This is a genomic window from Gordonia sp. JH63 (assembly GCF_009856645.1).
Taxonomy (GTDB): domain Bacteria; phylum Actinomycetota; class Actinomycetes; order Mycobacteriales; family Mycobacteriaceae; genus Gordonia; species Gordonia hongkongensis.
The window spans coordinates 696339-719667 of sequence record NZ_CP047235.1 but is presented as its reverse complement, the minus strand read 5'-3'; the positions used below and the strand labels follow the sequence as shown (position 1 = coordinate 719667).

Sequence of the window (23329 nt, the reverse complement as noted above, 5' to 3'; positions counted from 1 at the left end):
CCGGGACCCTATCGTCTCGGCCTACCTTCTCGGCGCAGCTCCGATCATCGACAAGACGTCATCGACCAGGCCGGCGGCGTGATCGGCGTCGAGCTCGAGTCCGAAGACCGCGTGGTGATACAGCGGGGCGATCACGTGGTCGAGCACCTGTCGGACCGACGGTGTGGCCTCGCCGCGGTCCCGCGCCCGCGCGATCATCTGTTCGGCGTGCTCCCGCCGGATCTCCCAGCAGGGGCAGACCTCGACGATGTCCTCGCGCGCGGCGACCATGGCCCGGAGGTAGGCGCGGCGCTTCGGGCGTGCGATGTCGGCGGCGATGATCTGCGCCCACTCGGACAGGTCCTCGGCGAGAGTGCCGGTGTCGGGCAGGGGTTCGCCCTGCGTCAACGCCGCAACGGCGACCTCCCCGAGAAGCGCGTCGATCGTTCCCCAGCGTCGATAGATGCTGGTCGGATTCACCCCGGCGAGTTCGGCGACCTCGGGGATCGTCATCGAATCGCGCCGCCCGGCGCCGACGAGTTGACCGACTGCCGTGTAGACCGCCGATTGCACGCGCGCGCTACGACCACCTGGACGACGGGTCGGCGAGGGGGGAGCACCAGAAATCGGGCTGTCGGGGGTGCGGGCCGTCGTCATGCAAGCCATTATTGCAAAGCTGATTGCTTTTGGATCGCAGTCCGGGCTAGTTTCTGAATGCAAACCTGTTTGCTTTAAGGAGACCTCGTGGCGCCACTGCACCCACATCGCGCGTTCTGGCTGATCGCGGCGACGTACACGATGGTCCTGTTCGCGTCCGCGGCACCGTCGCCGCTGTACCCCGTGTATCAGGAACTGTGGGGATTCTCCGCGCTCACATTGACGCTCGTGTTCGCGGTGTACGTGGTGACCATGCTGGTGAGCCTTCTGACGGTCGGGTCTCTGTCCGATCATGTCGGCCGGCGGCCTGTCCTCGCCGTCGCGCTCGTCCTGCTCATCGCGAGCATGGTGCTGTTCGTCGTAGCCGAGGACGTCGGCACCCTGCTCGCCGCGCGCGCCCTGCAAGGCCTGGCCACCGGCGCAGCGATGGGCACCTTGACCGCGACGACGGTCGATCTGCAGCCCTCGGCCCGTGCCGGATCGACGATCGTCGGCGCAGCCCCGGCGATCGGCCTGGCGAGCGGCGTCGCCGTGGCCGGGGTGCTCGTCGAGTACGCACCCGCACCCCGCGTCCTGATCTACGAGATCATCCTCGGCCTGTTCGCCGCACTGCTGATCGCACTTCTCGTCGTCCCGGAGACCCGCGAGCGAATCGGCTTCGATTCTCGACGGCACCTGGCCGGCACGCTCGCGCCGCAGGTGCGCGTGCCTCGCGAGGTCCGCACGGTGTTCCTGGCGTCAGTTCCCGCGCTCGTCGCCACCTGGTCCCTCGGCGGCCTGTATCTCTCGCTCGGGTCGTCGGTGGTCTCCCGTGTGTTCGGTGTGGGCAACCACGGCGCGGCGGGCGCGATCCTGTTCGTCTTCTTCGCCTGCGCGGCCGTCACGTCCCTGTTCATCACCGATCGCTCGTCGACGATCAAAGCTGCGTACGGATTCCCCGCACTCGCCGCCGGCGTGGTGATCTCACTGGCCGGGGTCCTCATCGAATCCCTGCCCTTCTACATCGTCGGTTCGATCGTGGCCGGCTCGGGCTGGGCCGCCACCTTCCTCTCCGCGATGGACAACATCACCGCTGCGACACCTCCCACGAAGCGCGGTCAGGTCTTCTCGTCGGTGTTCGTGGCGAGCTACCTCGCATTCAGCGTCCCGGCTGTGATCGCCGGGATCGTCGTCTCGCACATCGGTTTGCGCGACACCATCATCGGCTACGTCGGCTACGTTCTCGCGATGGTGATGATCGCGGCGGCATTCGCGGTGACAGTGCGCCGCCGGGCAGCATCCGCAGCCCGAAACGCAGTCGAAGTCTCTCCGTCGCAACCGGAACCGGCATGCAGGGGCTGAGTCACCCGCCGACGGGCGGTCGCCATCCCACCATCCGCGTGGCCAGCTCCGCGTAGAAGCCCCCCATCTCCTCGGGCGAGAGTGACCCCCCGTCGCGGTACCAGCGCGCGACATCGATCCCCATGGACAGCATCGCGTTGGTGGTGGCGAGCGAGTCGGCGACATCGAAGTCCCCGCATGCGATCCCGGCTTCGATGATCTCGCGCACCCGTCTGGTGATCTCGCGACGCATGGCCATCACCGTGTCCAGATGGTCGGGCGCGAGGGCGTTGAGTTCGTAGTTCACCACCCGGCCCCCCACGTGCTCGCGCGCGTGGTGCTCGGTGAAGGCGTGGAAGATCGCCCGCAGCCGGTCGCCGGGGGACGCCGACGTATCATCGGCGTCGTCGATCGCCGCGAGAATCGCGCGATGACCGGCGTCGGAGATCTCGAACAGCAACTCCTCCTTGGAGCGGAAGTGCACGTAGACCGCCGCCGAACTCATCTGCGCGCCGTTGGCGATGTCTCTCGTGGTCGTCCCGTTGAACCCCTTCGCCGCGAACGCCTCGACGGCGGCGCGCAGGAGCCGGGCCCGGGCGGCCACGGGCCGGACTTCGGGCGTCGGATCGGCAGACGGGCCCACGGCCACCTTCTCGGAACGGTCGGACTGGTCATCGCGACGTGCCCGTGATTGACAGCATCCGGCCCGCGCGGCATAGTGCAACCTATCACTAAGCAAGCGCTTAGTCATTCGTGGCTCGGTTGGGTTTCCCCAGCCTGGGTGCACACGGCAGAGGTCCCCAGTTCGACCACACCGCCCGGGGTACGGACACCCTCGACAGGAGTAGAGAAGAACCCATGCAGCTGAAATTCAGTCCTGAAGAAGAGGCCTTCCGCGAGGAGTTGCGCAGCATCTTCGCCAAGGTCCCCGAAGACGTCCGCAAGCGGTGCGAAGAGGGCAAGCTCCAGTACCCCGAGGACCTCGTCACCACGACGCGCATCCTCAACGAGCACGGTGTGGCCACCCCCAGCTGGCCGGTGGAGCACGGCGGCAAGGACTGGACCCCGATCCAGCATCACATCTACCGCGAGGAGATGAGCCTCGCGTTCGTCCCCGACATGCTGCCGTTCAACGTCGGCATGATCGGCCCGGTCATCGCCCAGTTCGGTTCCGACGAGATGAAGGAACGCTTCCTGGCCAAGACCGCCAACCTCGACATCTGGTGGTGCCAGGGCTTCTCCGAGCCCGAGGCCGGCTCCGACCTCGCCTCGCTGAAGACCCGCGCGGTCCGCGACGGCGACGACTACGTGATCAACGGCCAGAAGACCTGGACCACGCTCGGCCAGTTCGCGGACTGGATCTTCTGCCTCGCGCGCACCAACCCCGATGTCAAGAAGCAGGCCGGCATCAGCATGTTCCTGTTCCCGATGGACACGCCGGGCGTCGAGATCCGCCCGATCCAGCTCATCGACGGCAGCTACGAGGTCAACGAGGTCTTCTTCAACGACGTCCGCGTGCCCGCCGAGAACATGGTCGGCGAGGAGAACAGCGGCTGGACCCAGGCGAAGTTCCTGCTCGGCAACGAGCGCAACGGCATCGCCCGTGTCGGTTACACCAAGGCCAAGCTCGCCCGCGCCAAGGAGCTCGCGAAGCAGACCCGCACCGCCAAGGGCACCCTGCTCGACGATCCGCTGTTCGCCGCCCGCCTGGCCGAGGTCGAGAACGAACTGCTCGCCCTCGAGCTCACCCAGCTGCGCGTCGCCGCCTCGTCGGCCGACGGCAAGCCTAACCCGGCATCGTCGCTGCTCAAGCTGACCGGCAGCCAGCTGCAGCAGGCCGCCATGGAGCTCCTCGCCGACATCGCGGGCCCCGACTCGCTCCCGGTCGCCCAGCTCGACGCCTCGGCTCCGAACGGCAGCGCCGAGGTGAGCGCCCCCGAATGGGCCCAGCTCGCCGCCCCGACCTACCTCAACTACCGCAAGGTCACGATCTACGGCGGGTCGTCGGAGGTCCAGCGCCAGATCATCGACAAGGCTGTCCTCGGCCTCTGAGCGCCGACCCCGCACCTTTCGACCTTTCACTAAGGAACACCATGGATTTCGAGCTTTCCGAAGAGCAGGGGATGCTGCGCGACACCGTTCGCGAGGTCCTCACCAAGACCTACGACGTCGAGACGCTGCGCAAGGTCACCGACACCGATCTCGGCTGGAGCGAGAAGGTGTGGAAGTCGCTGGCCGAGATCGGCATCCTCGGCCTCACCTTCCCGGAGGACGAGGGCGGCATGGACGCCGGCCCCGTCGAATTCACCAGTGTCATGACCGAACTCGGCCGCGCACTGGCACCTGAGCCCTACCTCGACTCGGTCCTCGTCCCCGGCTCGCTCCTCGGCCTCGCCGACGACGCGACCCGCGCCGAGCTGCGGACCGCACTGGCGTCGGGCGAACTGCTGATGGCCTTCGCCCACACCGAGCCGGGCGACCGCTGGCCGGAGGCGCGGGTGGAAACCACCGCGTCGGCCGACGGCGTCCTCAACGGCACCAAGAGCCTTGTCGGACACGGCGATTGCGCTGCGAAGCTGATCGTGTCGGCGCGCGACGACAACGGCGTCGGCCTCTACCTGGTCGACGCGGACGCCGACGGCATCACCCGGACCCCATACCGGACGCACGATCGCCGCCGCGGCGCACAGATCGAGTTCCGCGACGTCAAGGCCACCCGCCTGGGCACCGGCGACGCGTCGCAGACCATCGCCGACGTCGAGGTCGGCATCCAGACCGCACTGTGCGCCGAGGCCGTCGGCGCGATGGAGCGGAGCCTGGACCTGACCGTCGAATACCTCAAGTCGCGCAAGCAGTTCGGCGTCACGCTGTCGGCCTTCCAGGCACTGACCCACCGTGCTGCCGACATGTACGTCCAGCTCGAACTCGCCCGCAGCCTGAGCCTCTACGCGACGTCGGCGCTGGCGGACGGGATCGCCGATCCCATCATCGCGTCGCGGGCCAAGCTGCAGATCTGCCGGTCGGCGCGCCTGATCGGTCAGGAAGCGATCCAGATGCACGGCGGTATCGGTATGACCGCCGAGTACCCGATCGCCCACTACGTGAGCCGTCTGACGGCGATCAGCCACACCCTGGGCGACGCGTCGGACCATGTGACCCGCCTGGCGGAGAACATCGACACCTACGACATGCTCAGCGTCGGCTGATACCGGCTACTGTCCTTCAGCGAAGGTCCTGCGCGTTCTCGCGCGCAGGCCTTCGCTGACGTCGTTGTCGGGCGGCAGCCCGCTGATGTCGTTGTCGGGCGGCAGCCCGCTGATTCCGATGCGAGGCGAGAGGGAGCCGGATGGAACTGTTGCGGGACAACCTGGCCGCGGGGGCATCGTTCAGCCTGGTCGGGATCGCCGTGCTCGTCCTCGGCTTCGCCGCCCTCGACCTGGTGACACCGGGCCGGCTGCGGCAGCTGGTGTGGATCGAACACAACCGCAACGCGGTGCTGCTGACCACGTCGATGGTCATCGGCCTCGCGATCGTGCTGGTCTGTTCGGTCATCGACACCGAACTCCTCGAGCTGTGGCGCGCGCTGCTCTACACCGTCGCATACACGGTCTTGGCGATCGCGGTGATGATGTGGTCGTTCGTGCTGATCGACTGGCTCACACCCGGAAAGCTCGGCACGCTGCTCTTCGACGGCGCACCGCGCAGTGACGAGACCCCCGACGACGCCGTGACGACCGGCCGCCGGGCCGTCGACGAACACCCCGCCGGCTGGATCACCGCCGCCGTCTTCGTGGCCATCGGTGCCGTCATCGGGATCACCCTGCTGGTCTGAGTTCGGCGCGACATCGCTGGTCCAGGCGTTTTCCGGGGTTGACTCGGGCGCCCGAACATGCTTATTGACCCTCGGCCAACAAGCCCATAGGGTGAGCGACCATGACCGCAGCACTCATCGAGGAATCCATCGACATCGACGCCACGCCCGAGCAGGTGTGGTCGGTGATCTCCGATCTGAAGCGCATGGGCGAGTGGAGCCCCCAGTGCAAGAAGATGATCATCCGCGGCGGCACCGTCGGGTTGGGGACCAAGACCATCAACATCAACCGCCGGGGCCCGCTGGTGTGGCCGACCACCTCCAAGGTCGTCCGGTTCACCCCGAACCAGGAACTCGGCTTCCGGGTCGCGGAGAACCACACCATCTGGAGCTACACCATCACCCCGAAGGACGCCGGGGTCACGGTCACCGAGCGGCGCGAGGTCAACGGGTCGACCACCAAGGTGTCGTCGGTGCTCGTCGACAAGCTCTTCGGCGGCGCCGACTCGTTCGAAGAGGAGCTCAAACTCGGGATGGCCGAGACGCTGGGCAAGATCAAGCGCGCCGCCGAGTCCAACTGACCCTTCGAGACGCTCGCAAGCTCGCTCCTCAGGGAGCGGGGAGACGCTCGCAAGCTCGCTCCTCAGGGAGCGGGGAGACGCTCGCAAGCTCGCTCCTCAGGGAGCGGAGAGACGCTCGCCCCTCTGCTCCCTGAGGTGCGAGGAGCGCAAGCGACGAGCCACGAAGGGCCTGGTGAGGCAGCTTGCGAGCCCGTTCGTGGCTCGCTTCGCTCGCACCTCAGGGAGCAGAGTTGTGGACGCTCAGGTCCCGCTGAGCTTGCCGATGAGCTCGGCGATCAGGTTCCGCTGAGCTTGCCGATGAGCTCGGGGAGGTCGGCGACCGAGTCGATGATGTGGTCGGGGTAGGGCCCGAACTCGTCACGCTGCAACGCATGCAGCGCCTCCTCGCGGAACTTGCCGGTGCGGACCAGCACGCCGATCAACGCCGCGGCCTGGGCACCGAGAACGTCGTTGTGCATGTCGTCGCCGACCATCACCACCTGGGTCGGCTCGAGACCGAGCACTTCGGTGGCCGCCCGGAAACCGACCGGCGAGGGCTTGCCGATCGCCTTGATCTTTGCGCCCGAAGCCTTTTCGAGGCCCTCGAGGTATACCCCGGTGTCGATGCTCAAGCCGTCCGCCGTCGACCAGGTCATGGACCGGTGCATCGCGATCACCGGAATCCCGTCGAGCATCATCTCCAGGACCTTGGACAGCGTGGCGTGCGTGAAGACCGAACCGGCACCGCCGAGTACCACCACCTCGGCCGACGCCGGGTCGTCGGTCAACTCCACGCCGGTCATGTCCTCGGCGATCGGGCCCTGGTTGAGCACCCACACGCGCTTGCCCGGATAGGTGGCGGCGACGTGTTCGGCGGTCAGCTTGGCGGCCGACAGGATCTCGTCCGGCTTCACCTCGAAACCGCATTCGTTGAGCGCCTCGGCGATCTCGCCACGCGAGCGGGACGTCGTGTTGGTCAAGAACATCCGCGGGATGCCCTGGTCGGCGAGATCGGCGATCGCCTCGACCGCGCCGGGCAGCGCCTGCCACGAGGTGACCATCACCCCGTCGATGTCGAACAGCAGACCCAGCGCCATGCGCACGAATGTAGTCCTCGCCCAGCGGCGTCGCAGGACGGCCCGGTCACCTGCCGGGACGGCGGCATGGTCTCCGTCGACACCTGGCATGCTGAGCGGATGCGTACCGTCGTAGAACATCAGCGCATCGTCGCGGCGTTGTTCGGCCCCGCCGAACCGTCGGAGATCGCAGTACCCGAATCGCTGGGTCTCGCCACGTTCACCGACGTCGACGCCCCGCTGTCGCTGCCCGGCTTCGACAACTCCGCGATGGACGGATTCGCGGTCCGCGCCGACGATCTCGCGGACGCGAGCGCCGACGCCCCTGTCACCCTGCCGGTGGCCGCGGACATCCCCGCCGGCCGCACCGACGACCTCACTCTCGAGCCGGGCACCGCGCACCGCATCATGACCGGCGCCCCGATGCCCGCGGGCGCCGACGCGGTGGTCCCGGTCGAACTGACCGACGCCGTGGTGGGCCCGGTGGCCGCGGCACCGACCGTCACCTTCACCGCCGCACCCGAGCGCGGCAGGCACATCCGGCGCGGCGGCTCCGACATCGAGGCCGGCACCCGGGCGCTGCCCGCCGGCTCGGTGATCGGCGCCCCCCAGATCGGTCTGCTCGCCGCACTGGGCCTCGCCGAGATCACCGTCGCCCGGCGGCTGCGGGTCGTCGTGCTGTCCACCGGTTCCGAACTCGTCGAACCCGGAAAACCGTTGCGCCACGGACAGATCTACGAGTCCAACGGCGCGATGCTGACCGCCGCGGTCATCGAGGCCGGCGCGGCCGGTCGTCACCTGCACTTCGTGCCCGACAACACCGCGGACTTCGCCGCGCGGCTCGACGAGGTCGCCGACGACGCCGATCTGATCATCACCTCGGGCGGTGTCAGCGCCGGCGCCTTCGAGGTGGTGAAGGACGCACTGTCGGCGACCGGGGCCGTCGAGTTCGTGAAGGTGGCGATGCAGCCCGGTATGCCCCAGGGTTGCGGCCACTTCCCCTCCTCCCGCGGCCGGCGCGTACCGATCATCACGCTGCCGGGCAACCCCGTCAGTGCACTCGTGTCCTTCGAGGTCTTCATCCGGCCGGCGCTGCGGGCCGCGATGGCACTGCCCGCCGACCGGGAACGGATCCGAGCCCGTCTCGGTGCCGACATCCGCTCACCCCGCGGCAAACGACAGTTCCTGCGCGGCGTGCTCGACGCCGGGCCTCGCGACGGGGTGGTCGGGGTGGACCCGATCGGCCCGCCGGCGTCCCATCACCTGCGCTACCTCGCCGAGGCCGACGCGCTCATCGACGTCCCCGCCGACGTCGAGGCGGTCGAGGCGGGCACCCTGGTGGACGTGCTGGTCCTGCGCTGACGACGAGGTCTCCGGGCGCGGCGCTCTAGAGTGGACGCCGATGCACCCGGCGATGCGGTGCGCACCATTTATCCGGCCTGGACACAGGCCAGAGGAGGTTGATCGTGGCCCGACGTCCGCGTCCGGACGGCTCCGGTGACACCGGCCGTGTCGCCCATTTTCTCGATCTGGCCCGAGAGACCATCCCTCCGATCCACCCGGCGGGTGTGCCGTTCGTCGCCGCGCCCGCCGCCGTCGCGCTCCTCGGGCGTCGACACCGCTGGATCGCCCGACCGGCCGCGCTGACCGCCGGCGCGTGCGCTGCTTTCTTCCGGCATCCGAAGCGGGTCACCCCCACCGAGCCCGGTGTGGTCGTCGCCCCCGCGGACGGGACCATCGCCCTGGTCGACGAGGCCGTCCCGCCCGCCGAGTCCGGCCTGGGCACACAGCCGCTGCCCCGGGTCTCGACCTTCCTGTCGATCTTCGACGTCCACGTGCAGCGCGTGCCGATCGCGGGCACGGTGACCACCGTGACCCACACGCCCGGCGCGTTCGTCTCCGCCGACCTCCCCGAGGCCAGCCGCGACAACGAGCGCACCACGATGACCATCCGCACCACCGCCGAAGGCGGCACGCCCGGGCCCGAGCTGGCCGTCGTGCAGATCGCCGGTCTCGTCGCCCGTCGGATCGTGTGCGAGCCGTCGGTCGGGGACTTGCTGACGATCGGCGAGACCTACGGGCTTATCCGATTCGGATCGCGCGTAGACGTCTACTTCCCGGCCGGCACCCGGCCCCGCGTCTCGGTCGGCCAGCGCGCGGTCGGCGGCGAGACCCCGTTCGCGTACCTGGATCAGTGAACTCCGGCCCGGTGAACCCGACCGACATGACCTCACCCGGCACGAACCCCGGCCGGCGACGCCCCGGCTCGCGCACTGCGCGCAACCCGACCGCGCGCTCGGCCAGCCGGCACGCACAGACACATCCGGTTCCGCGGGAGCCGGAGCGCCGGCGTCTGCGGCGCCAGGCACAGGCCAGCCGCATCGTCATCCCGTCGTCGCTGACGATCCTCGCGATCTGTGCAGGCCTGACGGCCATGCGGTCGGCGATCAACGGCGACGTCGACACCGCGATGGCTCTCCTGGTCGCGGCCGCGTTCCTTGACGGCATCGACGGTCGGGTCGCACGCCTGATGGGAGCCACGAGCCGGATCGGCGCCGAGATCGACTCGCTGGCCGACGCGATCAACTTCGGTGTGGTGCCGGCGATGATCATCTACTTCTACTTCATCGACGGGCATGACCTCGGCTGGGTGCTCGCACTGATCTACTGCTGCGCCATCGTCCTGCGCCTCGCGAGGTTCAACACCCTGCTCGACGACGACGAGGCACCCGCGTACACCAAGGATTTCTTCGTCGGTGTCCCCGCGCCCGCCGCGGCGATCTGCGCGCTCCTGCCCATCGGGCTGGAGCAACAGTTCGGCGACGGGTGGTGGACGTCGCTGCCGGCCGTCGGCGGGTGGCTGATCTTCGTCGCCTTCCTGGCCGTCAGTCGCGTCCCGACGTCCTCGCTAAAGACCGCGTCGATCCCGGCCCGCGCGGTGGCCGGCCTACTGGTGCTGGTCGCCGCGGCCGCGGCGCTGCTGGTGACTTTCCCGTACGTGCTGATGATGATCGCCATCGCCGGATACGTCCTGCACATCCCGTACGCGTGGCGCGCACGTCGCTGGGTCGCCTCCCGGCCCGAGCACTGGGACGACAAACCGGCCGAACGTCGTGCCCAGCGTCGCGCCCTGCGCACGGCGTCGCCCGGGGGCCGGCGCCGGCGGCCGGTCCTCAACTCCCTCGGCCGCATGGGCCTGAACCGTCCCACCGGCCCCGGCCGGTCCGTGGTCGGCGCGCCCGGCGAGACGACCGAAAGCGAACCCGAATGAGCACACCGGCCTCCCTCACGCTGACCGCGCGGCACAATCCCTCGGCGGCCGAGGCGCGGCGCGGCATCATCCGCGTGCATCCCGAGGTGTTGACGGCCCTCTCGCTGCGGGAATGGGACGCGGTGTCGATCACCGGCGCACGGGTCACCGCCGCCGTGGTGGCCGCGACCGAGGCCTCCGCGCCGACCGGCGTCGCCCTCCTCGACGAGATCGCCTTCTCCAACGCCGGCGTCCGCGAGAACTCGACGGTCGTGCTGGCGCCCGTTGAGGTGCAGGGCGCGAGCCGGGTGGTGGTGAGCGGTTCGGCGCTGGCCACCCAGTCGATCACCGAGTCGACGCTGCGCCGCGCGCTGCTGGGGAAGGTCTTGTCCGTCGGTGACGCCGTCTCGCTGCTCCCCCGCGACCTCGGCCCCGAACTCGCCGCGACCGAGGCCACGCGCGCCCTGGCCCGGTCGGTCGGGATCACCTGGACCACCGAGCTGCTGACCGTCACCGCCACCGAGCCCGGGCCACCCGCGGGCGGTCCGGCGTCGACGCCGGTGAGCGTGCAGACCAACACCGCTGTGCTGTGGTCGACGACCGCGGGCGAGGTGCCGCCCCTCGTCGACCGGACCGGTCCGGGGTCACCTCGGATCCCCGGCGCCCTCGGCATGGTGTCGGAGTCCGACTCCCGCCCGCGGCCGGTCGCCGCGCCCAGCCCGGTCCGCGCGCCCGCCCGTGAGCCCGAGATCCCGGTCCGGCCGGTGTCGGAGCTGGTCGGCGTGGACTCCCAGATCACCAAGCTCACCGAGTGGCTCACCATCACCCTCGACGAGCCGGAGGTGCTGCGCACCCTCGGTGCGACACCGCGTCTCGGCGTCCTGGTCACCGGCCCGGCCGGCGGCGGCAAGGCGACCTTCGTGCGTTCGGTGTGCGCGTCGCGCACGCTGGTGACCATCGACGGCCCGACGGTCGGCGCGACGGAGGCCAACACCCGCCTGCGGACGGTCGCCGACGCGGTGGCCCGCACCCGGGCGGCCGCCGGGGTCCTGCTGATCACCGACGTCGACGCGCTGTTACCCGCCGAACCCGAGCCCGTCGCCGCACTGATCCTCGACGAACTGCGTTCCGGCATCGCCGACGGCCGCATCGCACTCATCGCGACCACCGCCGAACCGGTACGCCTCGACGCCCGGTTGCGCGACCCGTCGCTCTGCGACCGGGAACTGGTCATCGGCCTCCCCGACGCCGCGACCCGGGCGCGGTTGCTCTCGGCGATCCTGTCGAACGTCCCGACCGACGGCGACCTCGACCTCACGTCGGTCGCCTCGCGCACCCCCGGTTTCGTCGCCGGGGATCTCGCCGCGCTGGCCCGCGAGGCCGCGCTGCGCGCCGCGACGCGCGCGAGTGCCGAGAAGTCCGCGCCGTCGCTGCGCACCGAGGATCTCGTCGGCGCCCTCGACGTCATCCGGCCGGTGTCCCGCTCGGATTCCCCCGACGTCGCGCTTGGCTCGATCACCCTCGCCGACGTCGGCGACATGGTCGAGACGAAACAGGCTCTGACCGAAGCGGTCCTGTGGCCGCTGCAACACCCCGACACCTTCGCCCGGCTCGGCGTCGACCCGCCGCGTGGGGTGCTGCTGTTCGGCCCGCCGGGCTGCGGCAAGACCTTCGTCGTCCGCGCGCTCGCGGCGTCGGGTCAGCTGTCGGTGCACACGGTCAAGGGCGCCGAGCTGATGGACAAGTGGGTCGGGTCGTCGGAGAAGGCGGTGCGGGATCTGTTCGCCCGTGCCCGCGAGTCGGCGCCCTCGCTGATCTTCCTCGACGAGGTCGACGCACTGGCCCCGCGCCGCGGCCAGTCCACCGACTCCGGTGTCGGCGACCGGGTGGTCGCCGCGCTGCTCACCGAACTCGACGGAGTCGAACCGCTCCAGGACGTCGTGGTGCTCGGTGCGACGAACCGACCCGACCTCATCGACCCGGCGCTTCTGCGGCCCGGGCGACTGGAACGGCTCGTCTTCGTGCCGCCGCCGGACGCCGACGCCCGCGGCGACATCCTGCGCGCCACCGGGCGCGACGTCCCGCTCGACGGAGTCGACCTCGACGAGCTGGCCGGCGACCTCGAGGGCTACTCGGCGGCCGACTGTTCGGCCCTGCTGCGCGAGGCCGCCCTGTCGGCGATGCGCCGGGACATCGACGCCGCCGCGGTCACCGTGGCCGACGTCGAGGAGGCCCGCAAGCGGGTTCGGCCGTCGCTCGATCCCGCGCAGGTCGCCGACCTCAAGGCCTACGCCGAGCGTCGGCTCGACTGAGCACCGCCGAGCCTCCCTCGGCCACCGGGTGAGTCCCGGAACACACCCGGAATAACCTCCGATAGTTGTTGGTTGCAACCATCACGACTTATGGTTGCATCAATCAACCAATCGGGTGCGCCACCGCGCGCGCCGATTCGCCGCCCGCCCGTCTCCTCGTCGCGGGCAGCTCTCTTTCTCGGAGGTTTGCCATATGAGTGCACCCGCGTCCGCGATGGCGCCGGCCGAAGACGTGCCGATGACGCATCGTCAGAAGATCGAGGCCCTCATCGGCCTCCTGCTCGGCATGTTCGTCGCGTTCCTGTCGTCGACCGTGGTGTCCAACGCCCTGCCGACGATCATCACCGACCTGCACGGCACCCAGGACCAGTACACCTGGGTCATCACCGCGACCCTGCTCGCGTCCACCGCGACCACGCCCATCTGGGGCAAGTTCGCCGACCTGGTCAGCAAGAAGCTGCTGGTCCAGGGCGCGCTGTTCCTGTTCACCCTGGGTTCGGTCCTCGCCGGGCTCTCCACCTCGGTCGACATGCTGATCGGCTTCCGCGTCATCCAGGGCCTGGGCCTCGGCGGCCTGCAGGCGCTGGTCGTGATCGTCGTCGCGACGATGTTCAGCCCGCGCGAACGCGGCCGCTACCAGGGCCCGATGGCCGCGGTGATGTCCGTCGCGACCGTCGCCGGTCCGCTCATCGGCGGCGTCATCGTCGACACCAGCTGGCTCGGCTGGCGCTGGACGTTCTACGTCTGCGTCCCGCTCGCCGTCATCGCCCTACTCGTCATCCAGCGCACGCTGAACGTCCCGGTGGTCCGCAAGAAGGTCAGCATCGACTACCTCGGCGCCGCCCTCATCGCCTCGGGCGTCAGCACCCTGCTCATCTGGGTCACCTTGGCGGGCAAGAACTTCGACTGGGCGTCGATGACCTCGTACGGACTGGTGGCACTCGGAGTCGCGCTGCTCGCCGCAGCCGTCTTCGTCGAGTCCAGGGTGTCCAGCCCGATCATCCCGCTGCACATCTTCCGCGACCGCACCACGGCCCTGGCGACTGTCGCCAGCGTCGGCGTCGGTGTCGCCCTGTTCGGCGGCGCTGTGTTCCTCGGGCAGTACTTCCAGATCGCGCGCGGCTACTCGCCGACCGCGGCGGGCCTGCTGACGCTGCCGATGGTCATCGGCTCGATGCTCTCGGCGACCGTGTCGGGCAACCTGATCACCAGGTACGGGCGGTGGAAGCGATTCCTCGTGGCCGGTGCCGCGATGATGACGATCGGCTTCGGCCTGCTCGCGACGATCGACGCCCACACCGACATGGTCGTGGTCGGTGTATTCCTCTTCGTCCTGGGCTGCGGCATGGGTATGACGATGCAGAACCTGGTCCTCGCGGTGCAGAACAACGTCAGCCCCGACAACCTCGGCGCGGCGACCTCGACGGTCACCTTCTTCCGTTCCCTCGGTGGCGCGGCGGGTGTCTCGGTGCTCGGCGCGGTTCTGTCCAACCACGTCACCGACCTCATCGCGAAGGGGCTCGGCGCACTCGGCATCGGCGCCGGCGCATCCGGTGGCGGCAGTGCCGGCCTGGCCAATCTGAACGAGCTGCCGGCTCCGATCGCGGCCATCGTCCGCGGCGCCTACGGCGACGGGACCGCCCGGGTCTTCCTCGTCGCGGCCGTCATGGCGGCGCTGAGCTTCATCGCCATCGCGTTCATCAAGGAGGTTGCGCTGAAGACGATGAGCAGCGACGAGGAGCGCCGCGCGCAGGAGGCGGCGGTCGCCGACGTCGCCGTGCCCGCAGCTGTGGCACCGTCGACGGTCGGTCCCGTCGCGGACGACGCCATCGCCGGCGAGACGCGGACGGGCGACGCCACCCGCGCCCGATGAACACCATCGCCGTCGGGGTCGATCTGAGTCCCGAATCCGAGGCGGCCGCTCACTGGGCGGCCGCCTCGGCCCGCGACGGGGACCGCCTGCTACTGATTCACGGATTCGCGGCAGCCGTTGCGCTGCAACCACTCAGCGAGTTCGAACTCGACTTCGACGTCACCGCCACGCGGCAGGCAGCGGCCGCCCACCTGACCGCGGTGGCCGGCCGTCTCGGCACCCGGCATCCGGGCCTGCGCATCGAGACCGTCGTCGAACACGACTTCGCGATACCCCTGCTCACCAGGCTGTCGGGTCAGGTCGATCTGATGGTCCTCGGCCATCATCGACCCGGCCTCATCGAACGCCTCACCACCGGGAGCATCAGCTCCGCGCTCTCGGCCCGGTCGCGATGCCCGGTCGTGACAGTCCCGTACGGCAACCTCGCGACGGGCGGTCCGGTCGTCGCGGCCATCGATGCCGACGCCCCGTCCGATCTCGCGCTGTCGACCGCCTTCGAGTACGCCGATGCCACCGGCAGCCCCGTGGCGATCGTGTGCGCGATCCCCGACGACGCCCCGCCCGCTCGGATCGAAGCGGTGTACGCGCGAGCCGACGCGCTGCTCGACCCCTGGCGCCGACGCTTCCCCGACCGCGACACGACGCTGCAACTGGTCAACGGCAATCCGTCGAGGGCCGTCGGCGAAGCGGTTCCGCAGGCGTCGCTGCTCGTCGTCACCCGGCCACGCGCGGGAAGCACCTTCGCGACCTGGGCGGGGTCGGTGGCGCGCGCCGCTCAGCACCACACGCGATGCCCGATCGCGATCGTCGATCACAGTCGGTCCGGTCACCTCGACCGCGGGTCGACGAGCTAGTGGTGTGTCTCGGAAATAGGTGGCCGGTATCCGGTGGAGCGATCGGTGTTCTGGCAAGGCGGAGGAGGGAGGGATAGCGGAGCTATCTCGACCGACGACAACGCAGCCAGGCGCCGATCGAGCGCCGGAGACCAGTCGCTTATTTCCGAGACACACCACTAGTGCGATGCCTACTCCACGTTGACCAGATAGAAGACCGACGACCCACCGCCCGCGGCCTGCGGGGACGCGCCGATCTGGACCCAGTAGGTCGAACCCTCCTTGGTCGCCGACAGCACGACGACCGATTGTCCGCCCTCGGTCGACCGGTGCGATTCGACGTAACCGGCCTCGGTGAGCGTCTCGGTCGCGGCCTCGAGCTGATTGCCTGCGTTGGCCGGGCCCTGCACCGCGACCTCCCAACCGTCGGAGCGACTGCCGCTCGCCGAGAGCACGTGACCGTCGATGAGCGGGACCTGCGCGGCCGGGAAATCCGACGGCAACGGGACGCCGTCGGGGCCGGCCTGCTCCTCGTCCGCACAACCCACGACGAGGCCGAACACCAGCAGGACAGCGGCGATGCTGACGGCGGTACGCCGGAGCCAGTCGAACCGGAACATACGGGCAACGGTAAAGTAGCTACCGCGGGTGCTCGCCCGTGACACCCCGCCGGGAGAAAGACGGAGTGCCCTTTTGATCTCTGTGTTGGCTGCGTTGGCAGTGTGCGCACTCGTCGCGCCCGCAGTCATCCATTGGATGGGTACCCGCGGTTTCTACGTTCTCGCACTGGCGCCCCTCGGCGCGCTGATCTGGGTCGTGCTCAACTGGCCGCCGGTCGATGCGGCTGCCGCCCGCGTCGAGACGGTCAGCTGGGTCCCATCACTCCAGATGGACATCGCCACCCGCTTCGACACCCTGACCGCCATCATGTCGGTGCTGATCCTCGGGGTCGGTGCGCTCGTCCTCTGCTACTGCGCCCACTACTTCGACGACGCCCGTCCCCGCGTCGCCGTGTTCGGTGGGGAGATGGTCGCGTTCGCCGCGGCCATGTTCGGCCTCGTCGTCTCCGACAACATGCTGGTGCTGTACGTGTTCTGGGAGCTCACGACCGTGCTCTCGTTCATGCTGGTCGGCTTCTACGGGGTGCGCGCGACGGCTCGACGGTCCGCCACCCAGGCGCTGCTGGTCACCACGTTCGGCGGTCTGGCCATGCTCGTCGGCATCATCATGCTGGGCGAGCGGTCGGGCACCTACCTGCTGTCGGAGATCGTCTCGGCACCGCCGACCGGTGTGTACGTCGACATCGCGGTGGTCCTGCTGCTGATCGGCGCGCTCACCAAATCGGCCATCGTCCCGTTCCACTTCTGGCTGCCCGGCGCCATGGCCGCACCGACCCCGGTCAGCGCGTACCTGCACGCGGCCGCGATGGTCAAGGCCGGCATCTACCTCATCGCACGTCTCGCCCCTGCTTTCTCGGTGACGATCAGTTGGCAGATCGCCGTGGTGGGGCTCGGCCTGGTAACGATGGTGCTCGGCGGATGGCGCTCGCTGCGCGAGCTCGACCTCAAACTCATCCTCGCGTTCGGCACGGTGTCCCAGCTCGGCTTCATGGCCGTACTGGTCGGCATCGGTGACGCGAACGTCGCCATGGCGGGCATCGCGATGCTCGTCGCGCACGCACTGTTCAAAGCGTCGCTGTTCATGGTCGTCGGCATCATCGACCACTCCACCGGCACCCGCGATGTCCGCAAACTCGCCCGGCTCGGCCATCGTCTCCCGGGGCTGGCGATCACCGCCGCGGTTGCCGGGGCGAGCATGGCCGGCATCCCCGTCACCCTCGGATTCGTCGGCAAGGAAACAGCTTTCGCCTCGGTGTGGGAGACCGGGGCGTTCGTCTCGTGGCAGGCCCACGCCGTCGACATCATCTTGCTGGTCGGCTCGATCATCACCTGTGCCTACACGCTCCGTTTCCTGTGGGGCGCGTTCGGCCGCAAGGTGCGCAGCACCCCGAGTCCGGCGGTCTCCAAGATGCACCCGCCGAAGTGGCCCTTCTACTTCTCGCCCGTGGCGCTCGCCGCGGCCGGTGTGGCGGCCGGCGTGTTCAGCCCGCAGCTAGGCGCTCTCTTCGAGCCGTACGCCGAGACCCTCGACGGGTACGGGCACGAACTCGAGCATCTCGCGCTGTGGCACGGGTTCGGCCTGCCCGTCGTGTTCTCGATCATCGTCATCGTCGGCGGCGCCCTGCTGTTCCTCGGTATCCGCCGGGTCCGCGACCGCGTCTTCGGCTTCCGCCCGCTGGTGAACGCCGACCGCATCTACGACGCGACGCTGCGCGGTGCGGACACCCTGTCGCTGCTGTTGACGCGCAACACCCAGCGCGGGTCACTGCCGGTGACGCAGGGCGTCATCCTGTGCACCGCGATCCTGCTGCCGACCATCGTGCTGTTCGCCGGCGCTCGCGACCGACTGGAGATCGACTACGACGCCAAGCCGGTCCAGCTGGTGATCGGCGGGTGCATCGTCGCCGCGTCGTTGGCCGCCGTGCTGCTGCGCAACCGCCTCGCCGCGACGCTCGTCGTCGGGATCACCGGCTACGGGTGCGCGATGCTGTTCGCGCTGTACGGCGCCCCCGACCTCGCGCTCACCCAGTTCCTCGTCGAGACGCTCACCCTGGTCATCTTCGTGCTGGTGCTGCGCAAGCTGCCCGCCGAACCGGAGAAGCGGCACGCAACCGGCTTCAAGCCGCTGCGCGCCCTCATCGGGCTCGCCTTCGGCGCCATGCTGGTCCTGATCGGGTTGTTCGCGGCGTCCGCGCGCTCGACCGAACCGCTCCACGTCGACCTGCCCGAGGCCGCCTACGACTACGGCCACGGCGCCAACGCCGTCAACGTCCTGCTCGTCGACATCCGCGCCTGGGACACCCTCGGCGAGGTGTCGGTGCTCATCGCGGCCGCCACCGGCGTCGCGTCGATGGTCTTCCGCAACCGCCGCTTCGGGGCGGCACCACGCGTGGCCGACGCCGCCCGGCTGCAGGCCGGCGACAACGGGGACGACGACGATCACGTCCCACCGGACCGCACCACGTGGCTCCTCGGTTCCGGACTGCGCGACCCGCGCCACCGGTCGATGGTTCTCGAGGCCACGACGCGGTTGCTGTTCCCGACGATGGTCGTGCTGTCGATCTACTTCTTCTACGCCGGCCACAATGCGCCGGGCGGTGGCTTCGCCGGCGGCCTGACGATGGGTCTCGCGCTCGTCCTCCGCTACCTGGCGGGCGGACGCTACGAACTCGGTGAGGCGCTGCCCATCGAGCCCGGCCGCATCCTGGGCGCCGGCCTGGCCGTCTCGGCGACCACGGCGATCGTCTCGATGTTCCTCGGCGCCCCCGCACTCTCGTCGGCGGTCTTCGAGGTCACCGTCCCGGTCCTCGGCGACATCAAGTTCGTGACCGCCCTGTTCTTCGACCTCGGCATCTACCTGATCGTTGTCGGGCTCGTCCTGGACGTGCTGCGAAGTCTCGGCGCGCGTCTCGATGTGGAGACCACGATCGCCCGCACCGCGGCGCGCATCGAGAACTCGCGTGGCGACACCGCGGCGGACGACGCCGCGAGTACCACCGGCGTGCAGGTGAGCCGATGACCACGAATCTCTCGCTGATGCTGGTCGTCGGCGCGATGGCGGCGTGCGGCGTGTACCTGCTGATGGAACGCAGTCTGGTCCGCATGCTCTTCGGGCTCCTGCTCGTCGGCAATGCGCTCAACCTGATGATCATCGTCGTGTCGGGCGGCATGGGGAACCCGCCGATCATGGGACGGTCGTCGGAGAACCGGGCGTCCGACGCCGATCCCCTCGCGCAGGGCATGGTCCTGACCGCGATCGTGATCATGATGGGCGTCGCCGCGTTCGTCCTGGCGCTGGTCTACCGGCTGTTCGTGATCAATCGGGACGACGACGACGTCGAGGACGACGAGGAGGACGTCAAGATCTTGAGCGGATCGCTGGGGACGGCACCCGACCGCGATCGCAGCGACGATCCACTGACCCACTCCGACACCCCGACCGGCGATCACTTCGACGACAAGGGCAATCCGCTCACCGCGGAGGAGGCCGCCGCCCGGCACGCCGCGCTCTACGAGACCGACATCATGCCGACGGACTCCGACGTCGTCGACGAGATCGGCGGCGCGGAGGAGGAGCCCGATCCCGAGACCTCGGCGCAGACCGCCGCCCGCGAGGACGGGCCGGACGTGTACGGGCCGGGCGAACTCGGTCCCGACGAGGTGGGTCCCAAGTCGGCCGTCGCACCCCCCGACGGGTCCGGCGAGGACGACGCCGACCCCGACGTCATCGACCAGCGCGAGATGCCGGACCGCAACGTGGTCGGGCCGGACAAGAAGAAGCACGCCGACGAGAACGGGGGTGACCGATGACCCCGCAGGAGTCATGGATCCCCGTCCTGATCACGCTGCCGACGCTGGTGCCGCTCGGTGCTGCCGCCGTCTCGCTGCTGCTCGGCCGCAGCCCCAAGATCCAGCGGGCGGTGTCGATCGTCGCCATCACCGTCGCGTTAGTCGCGTCGTGCCTGATGCTGTACCTGACCGACCGCCACGGGACCTTCGCGGTCGCGATCGGCGGCTGGGGAGACAAGGGCTACCCGAACGGACCGCTCGGGATCACGCTGGTCGTCGACCAGCTCGCGGCCCTGATGCTCGTCGTCTCGACGATCGTGCTGCTGTGCGTCGTCGTGTACGCGATCGGGCAGGGTATCCGTGACGGCACGGCCCAGCAGCCGACGTCGATCTTCCTGCCGACCTACCTCATCCTGACCGCGGGTGTCTGCAACGCGTTCCTCGCCGGCGACCTGTTCAACCTGTACGTCTCGTTCGAGATCCTGCTGACCGCGAGTTACGTGCTGCTGACCCTCGGGGCGAGCGCCGAACGTGTCCGAGCGGGCGCGTCGTACGTGATGGTGTCGATGGTGTCGTCGCTGATCTTCCTCGCGGGCATCGCGTTCGCGTACGCGACAACCGGCACCCTCAACCTCGCCGAGATGGCCGTGCGCCTCGACGACGTCCCCGACGGAACCCGCAACGCGCTGTTCGCGGTGCTGCTCGTGGCGTTCGGCATCAAGGCCGCGGTGTTCCCGCTGTCGACGTGGCTACCCGACTCCTACCCCACCGCGCCGGCACCCGTCACGGCGGTGTTCGCCGGCCTGCTCACCAAGGTCGGTGTGTACGCGATCGTGCGCGCCCACTCGCTGCTGTTCCCCGGCGGCACGATGGACGCGGTGCTGCTGGTCGCCGGCCTGTTGACGATGCTCGTGGGCATCTTTGGCGCGATCGCCCAGGCCGACATCAAGCGACTGCTTTCGTTCACCCTCGTCAGCCACATCGGCTACATGATCTTCGGCATCGCGCTGTCGTCGGACCTCGGGATGTCGGCGGCGATCTACTACGTCGCCCACCACATCCTCGTGCAGACGACGCTGTTCCTGGTCGTCGGCCTGATCGAACGTCAAGCCGGTTCGGCCTCGCTCCGCCGCCTGGGCGGGCTCATCGCCAGCCCCCTGCTGGCCGTCCTGTTCCTGGTGCCCGCGCTGAATCTCGGCGGCATCCCACCGTTCTCCGGTTTCATCGGCAAGGTCGCCCTCCTCGAGGCGGGCACCCAGGACGGGTCCGTGCTGGCCTGGATTCTCGTCGCCGGGTCGGTGGTCACCAGCCTGCTCACCCTCTATGTCATGGCCCGCATCTGGACCAAGGGATTCTGGCGACCGCGCGCCGACGCCCCCGAGGGCGATCTCGCCGACAAGGGCCCGTCCGCGCTGATCGACGAGAGCGCCGACGACGCCGCGTTCTCCGACCGTGAGGACGTCGGTCGGATGCCCGTGATGATGGTGCTGCCGACGATGGCGATGGTGGCCGCGGGACTCGTGCTCACCCTCTGGGCCGGGCCCATCTTCGACTTCACCGACCATGCGGCGACCGACGTCGTCGACCGCACCGTCTACGTCGACGCCGTGCTGGGAGTGGGTGGTACCCGATGAGCGCGCAGGATCGAGCCGACGACCGCGCCCGCGGAGCATCCGCGGCGCCCAAACGGCGGCCGCCGGTCGTCTCGACCAAGGGACCGGTCATGTCCCTGGTCATCAACGTCTGGCGCGTGTCGCTGCTGTTCGTCTTCTGGCACTTCGTCGGCGCGCTGGTGTGGTTGCGCACGCACACCCGTGTGCCCAGGTGGCTGGGCAGCGACGGCCGCGAGGTCGCGGTCCGGTTGTGGACCATCGCGTGGCTGACGTTCGTCTGGGTCCTGCTGTGGGGCACGCTGTCCTGGGCCAATGTGATCGCAGGGATCGTGCTGGCGATGCTCGTGCTGACCGTGCTGCCGTTGCCGCGGGTCCCGGTCGAGGGCCGTATCCATCCCCTGTCGGTACTGCAGCTCGTCGGCCGTCTGATCGTCGACTTCTTCGTGTCGAGTGTGCAGATCGGCTGGATGGCCATCCGTCCCGGCCGGCCACCGCTGGGCGCCGTGGTACGGGTGCGCGTCGCGATCAAGTCCGACATGGTGCTGACCCTGGCCGTCGACTACCTCAACCTGGTGCCGGGCACCATGGTCCTGGAGATCGACCATCGACGCCGGATGCTCTACGTGCACGTCTTCGACGTCCGCTCGGAGAAGAAGGTGCGGGCCTTCTACGATCAGGTCGCCTACGTCGAGCGGATGTTCATCAAGGCGTTCGAGCGGGACAGCGAATGGCATCCGAGTCCGTTCCACGGCATCGACGAGGACTTCCACCACGTCCGCACGGTGGACCGGTCGGTCGACAACGCCCGGTCGATCGACGACGCCGAACCGGAACGTCGACCGGCCGAGCCCGAGCGGGAACGAGGTGACTCATGAGCTACGTCTGGACGATCGCCGCCGCCATGCTGCTCGTCGCCGCGGTGCTGACGATGATCCGCATCCTGCGCGGCCCGACCACGCTCGACCGACTCGTCGCACTCGACGTGCTCATCGCGCTGTGCATGTGCGGCCTGGGGACCTGGGCGGCGTTCAGCCGTGATTCGACGGTGGTGCCGGCGATCGTGGCCCTGGCCCTGCTCAGCTTCGTCGGGTCGGTGTCGATCGCGCGGTTCCGAGTCCGGGACGACCAGACATGATCATCGACATCATCAGCGCGACGCTGCTGCTCCTCGGATGCCTGATGGCGGTCACCGCCGCCATTGGCCTGGTCCGCTTCCCGGACACCCTGAGCCGGATGCACGCGGCGACCAAACCGCAGACCTTCGGCCTGCTCCTCATCCTGCTGGGTGCCGTCCTCCGGCTCGGCGACAGCGTCGACAGCGGGATGCTGATTCTCGCCGGGCTCTTCGCCCTGATCACCGCGCCTGTCGTGGCGCATCGGATCGGCCGGCTCGCCTACCAGGAGCAACGGGCCCGCGACGGGCTCATGGATCAGCGGGACATGGAGTCACCGGACCGCGACTGACTGCGGACCGATCGTCCTACGCCCCTCGCCGGGCGACGACAGCGTCGCGCCCGATGGGGGCACCGGCGGTGTTGATGAGCAGGCAGCCCTCGCGAGCCGGAGACGTGTCATCGGTCGGCGCCGATCGCAGCTCGTTCAGGTAGTTCTGGCGGCATCGGCCGCGACGATGCCG

General features: G+C 69.3%; 21 protein-coding genes. 17 read left to right on the top strand and 4 right to left on the bottom strand.

Features of this window, described 5'->3' with window-relative positions:
* Positions 1-21: 21 nt before the first annotated feature.
* Positions 22-636, bottom strand: a complete 615-nt coding sequence (locus tag GR168_RS03235; RefSeq protein ID WP_159370009.1) for a TetR/AcrR family transcriptional regulator — start codon at positions 634-636, stop codon at positions 22-24.
* Between the two features lie 87 nt (positions 637-723).
* Here GR168_RS03235 and GR168_RS03230 point away from each other — a divergent pair, with 87 nt between their 5' ends.
* Positions 724-1977 (top strand): MFS transporter, encoded by a 1254-nt coding sequence (locus tag GR168_RS03230; protein ID WP_159370008.1) that lies wholly within the window; start codon positions 724-726, stop codon positions 1975-1977.
* A 1-nt stretch (position 1978) separates the two neighbouring features.
* Here the strand turns inward: GR168_RS03230 and GR168_RS03225 are convergent, their stop codons facing one another.
* The gene (locus GR168_RS03225; RefSeq protein ID WP_159370007.1) at positions 1979-2605 is read right to left on the bottom strand and encodes a TetR/AcrR family transcriptional regulator; all 627 of its coding nucleotides are present in this window, start codon (positions 2603-2605) and stop codon (positions 1979-1981) included.
* 209 nt (positions 2606-2814) lie between these two features.
* On the opposite strand from GR168_RS03225, the gene GR168_RS03220 reads away from it, so the two are divergent.
* From GR168_RS03220 to GR168_RS03205, 4 genes are all read left to right on the top strand, one after another.
* Positions 2815-4008, top strand: a complete 1194-nt coding sequence (locus tag GR168_RS03220; RefSeq protein ID WP_058251335.1) for an acyl-CoA dehydrogenase family protein — start codon at positions 2815-2817, stop codon at positions 4006-4008.
* A gap of 41 nt (positions 4009-4049) precedes the next feature.
* Positions 4050-5162, top strand: coding sequence for an acyl-CoA dehydrogenase family protein (locus GR168_RS03215; RefSeq protein ID WP_159370006.1), 1113 nt, complete (start codon positions 4050-4052; stop codon positions 5160-5162).
* 140 nt (positions 5163-5302) lie between these two features.
* The gene (locus GR168_RS03210) at positions 5303-5788 is read left to right on the top strand and encodes a DUF350 domain-containing protein (protein ID WP_159370005.1); all 486 of its coding nucleotides are present in this window, start codon (positions 5303-5305) and stop codon (positions 5786-5788) included.
* Between the two features lie 101 nt (positions 5789-5889).
* Positions 5890-6348 (top strand): SRPBCC family protein, encoded by a 459-nt coding sequence (locus GR168_RS03205; protein ID WP_004022833.1) that lies wholly within the window; start codon positions 5890-5892, stop codon positions 6346-6348.
* Between the two features lie 275 nt (positions 6349-6623).
* Here the strand turns inward: GR168_RS03205 and GR168_RS03200 are convergent, their stop codons facing one another.
* Positions 6624-7424 (bottom strand): HAD-IIA family hydrolase, encoded by an 801-nt coding sequence (locus tag GR168_RS03200; protein WP_159371807.1) that lies wholly within the window; start codon positions 7422-7424, stop codon positions 6624-6626.
* 99 nt (positions 7425-7523) lie between these two features.
* Here GR168_RS03200 and glp point away from each other — a divergent pair, with 99 nt between their 5' ends.
* From glp to GR168_RS03170, 6 genes are all read left to right on the top strand, one after another.
* Positions 7524-8765: a gephyrin-like molybdotransferase Glp gene (gene glp, locus GR168_RS03195; RefSeq protein WP_159370004.1), complete on the top strand. Its 1242-nt coding sequence runs from the start codon at positions 7524-7526 to the stop codon at positions 8763-8765.
* A gap of 104 nt (positions 8766-8869) precedes the next feature.
* Positions 8870-9601: a phosphatidylserine decarboxylase gene (locus tag GR168_RS03190; RefSeq protein WP_159370003.1), complete on the top strand. Its 732-nt coding sequence runs from the start codon at positions 8870-8872 to the stop codon at positions 9599-9601.
* Between the two features lie 26 nt (positions 9602-9627).
* A complete protein-coding gene (locus GR168_RS03185; protein WP_238995008.1) occupies positions 9628-10674 on the top strand; it encodes a phosphatidylcholine/phosphatidylserine synthase in 1047 nt (348 codons plus the stop codon).
* The gene (locus tag GR168_RS03180) at positions 10671-12965 is read left to right on the top strand and encodes an AAA family ATPase (protein ID WP_159370002.1); all 2295 of its coding nucleotides are present in this window, start codon (positions 10671-10673) and stop codon (positions 12963-12965) included. Before GR168_RS03185 ends, GR168_RS03180 begins: the two co-directional genes overlap by 4 nt.
* Positions 12966-13158: 193 nt before the next feature.
* A complete protein-coding gene (locus tag GR168_RS03175) occupies positions 13159-14838 on the top strand; it encodes an MDR family MFS transporter (RefSeq protein WP_159370001.1) in 1680 nt (559 codons plus the stop codon).
* On the top strand, positions 14835-15692 hold the full coding sequence (locus GR168_RS03170) for a universal stress protein (protein ID WP_159370000.1): 858 nt from the start codon (positions 14835-14837) through the stop codon (positions 15690-15692). The genes GR168_RS03175 and GR168_RS03170 overlap by 4 nt, the downstream gene beginning before the upstream one ends.
* Before the next feature lie 170 nt (positions 15693-15862).
* Here the strand turns inward: GR168_RS03170 and GR168_RS03165 are convergent, their stop codons facing one another.
* Positions 15863-16291, bottom strand: a complete 429-nt coding sequence (locus GR168_RS03165) for a hypothetical protein (protein WP_058251345.1) — start codon at positions 16289-16291, stop codon at positions 15863-15865.
* Between the two features lie 73 nt (positions 16292-16364).
* On the opposite strand from GR168_RS03165, the gene GR168_RS03160 reads away from it, so the two are divergent.
* Genes GR168_RS03160 through mnhG form a run of 6 tightly spaced genes read left to right on the top strand, consistent with a single transcriptional unit; the run spans position 16365 to position 23157 of the window.
* The gene (locus tag GR168_RS03160) at positions 16365-19310 is read left to right on the top strand and encodes a Na+/H+ antiporter subunit A (protein ID WP_159369999.1); all 2946 of its coding nucleotides are present in this window, start codon (positions 16365-16367) and stop codon (positions 19308-19310) included.
* Positions 19307-20101, top strand: a complete 795-nt coding sequence (locus tag GR168_RS03155) for a Na(+)/H(+) antiporter subunit C (RefSeq protein WP_159369998.1) — start codon at positions 19307-19309, stop codon at positions 20099-20101. The genes GR168_RS03160 and GR168_RS03155 overlap by 4 nt, the downstream gene beginning before the upstream one ends.
* Positions 20098-21714: a Na+/H+ antiporter subunit D gene (locus tag GR168_RS03150; protein ID WP_159369997.1), complete on the top strand. Its 1617-nt coding sequence runs from the start codon at positions 20098-20100 to the stop codon at positions 21712-21714. Before GR168_RS03155 ends, GR168_RS03150 begins: the two co-directional genes overlap by 4 nt.
* Entirely contained in the window at positions 21711-22568 is an 858-nt protein-coding gene (locus tag GR168_RS03145; RefSeq protein ID WP_159369996.1) for a Na+/H+ antiporter subunit E, read from the top strand. The genes GR168_RS03150 and GR168_RS03145 overlap by 4 nt, the downstream gene beginning before the upstream one ends.
* On the top strand, positions 22565-22828 hold the full coding sequence (locus GR168_RS03140) for a monovalent cation/H+ antiporter complex subunit F (protein ID WP_058251350.1): 264 nt from the start codon (positions 22565-22567) through the stop codon (positions 22826-22828). The genes GR168_RS03145 and GR168_RS03140 overlap by 4 nt, the downstream gene beginning before the upstream one ends.
* The gene (mnhG, locus tag GR168_RS03135; RefSeq protein WP_159369995.1) at positions 22825-23157 is read left to right on the top strand and encodes a monovalent cation/H(+) antiporter subunit G; all 333 of its coding nucleotides are present in this window, start codon (positions 22825-22827) and stop codon (positions 23155-23157) included. Before GR168_RS03140 ends, mnhG begins: the two co-directional genes overlap by 4 nt.
* Positions 23158-23329 lie beyond the last annotated feature (172 nt).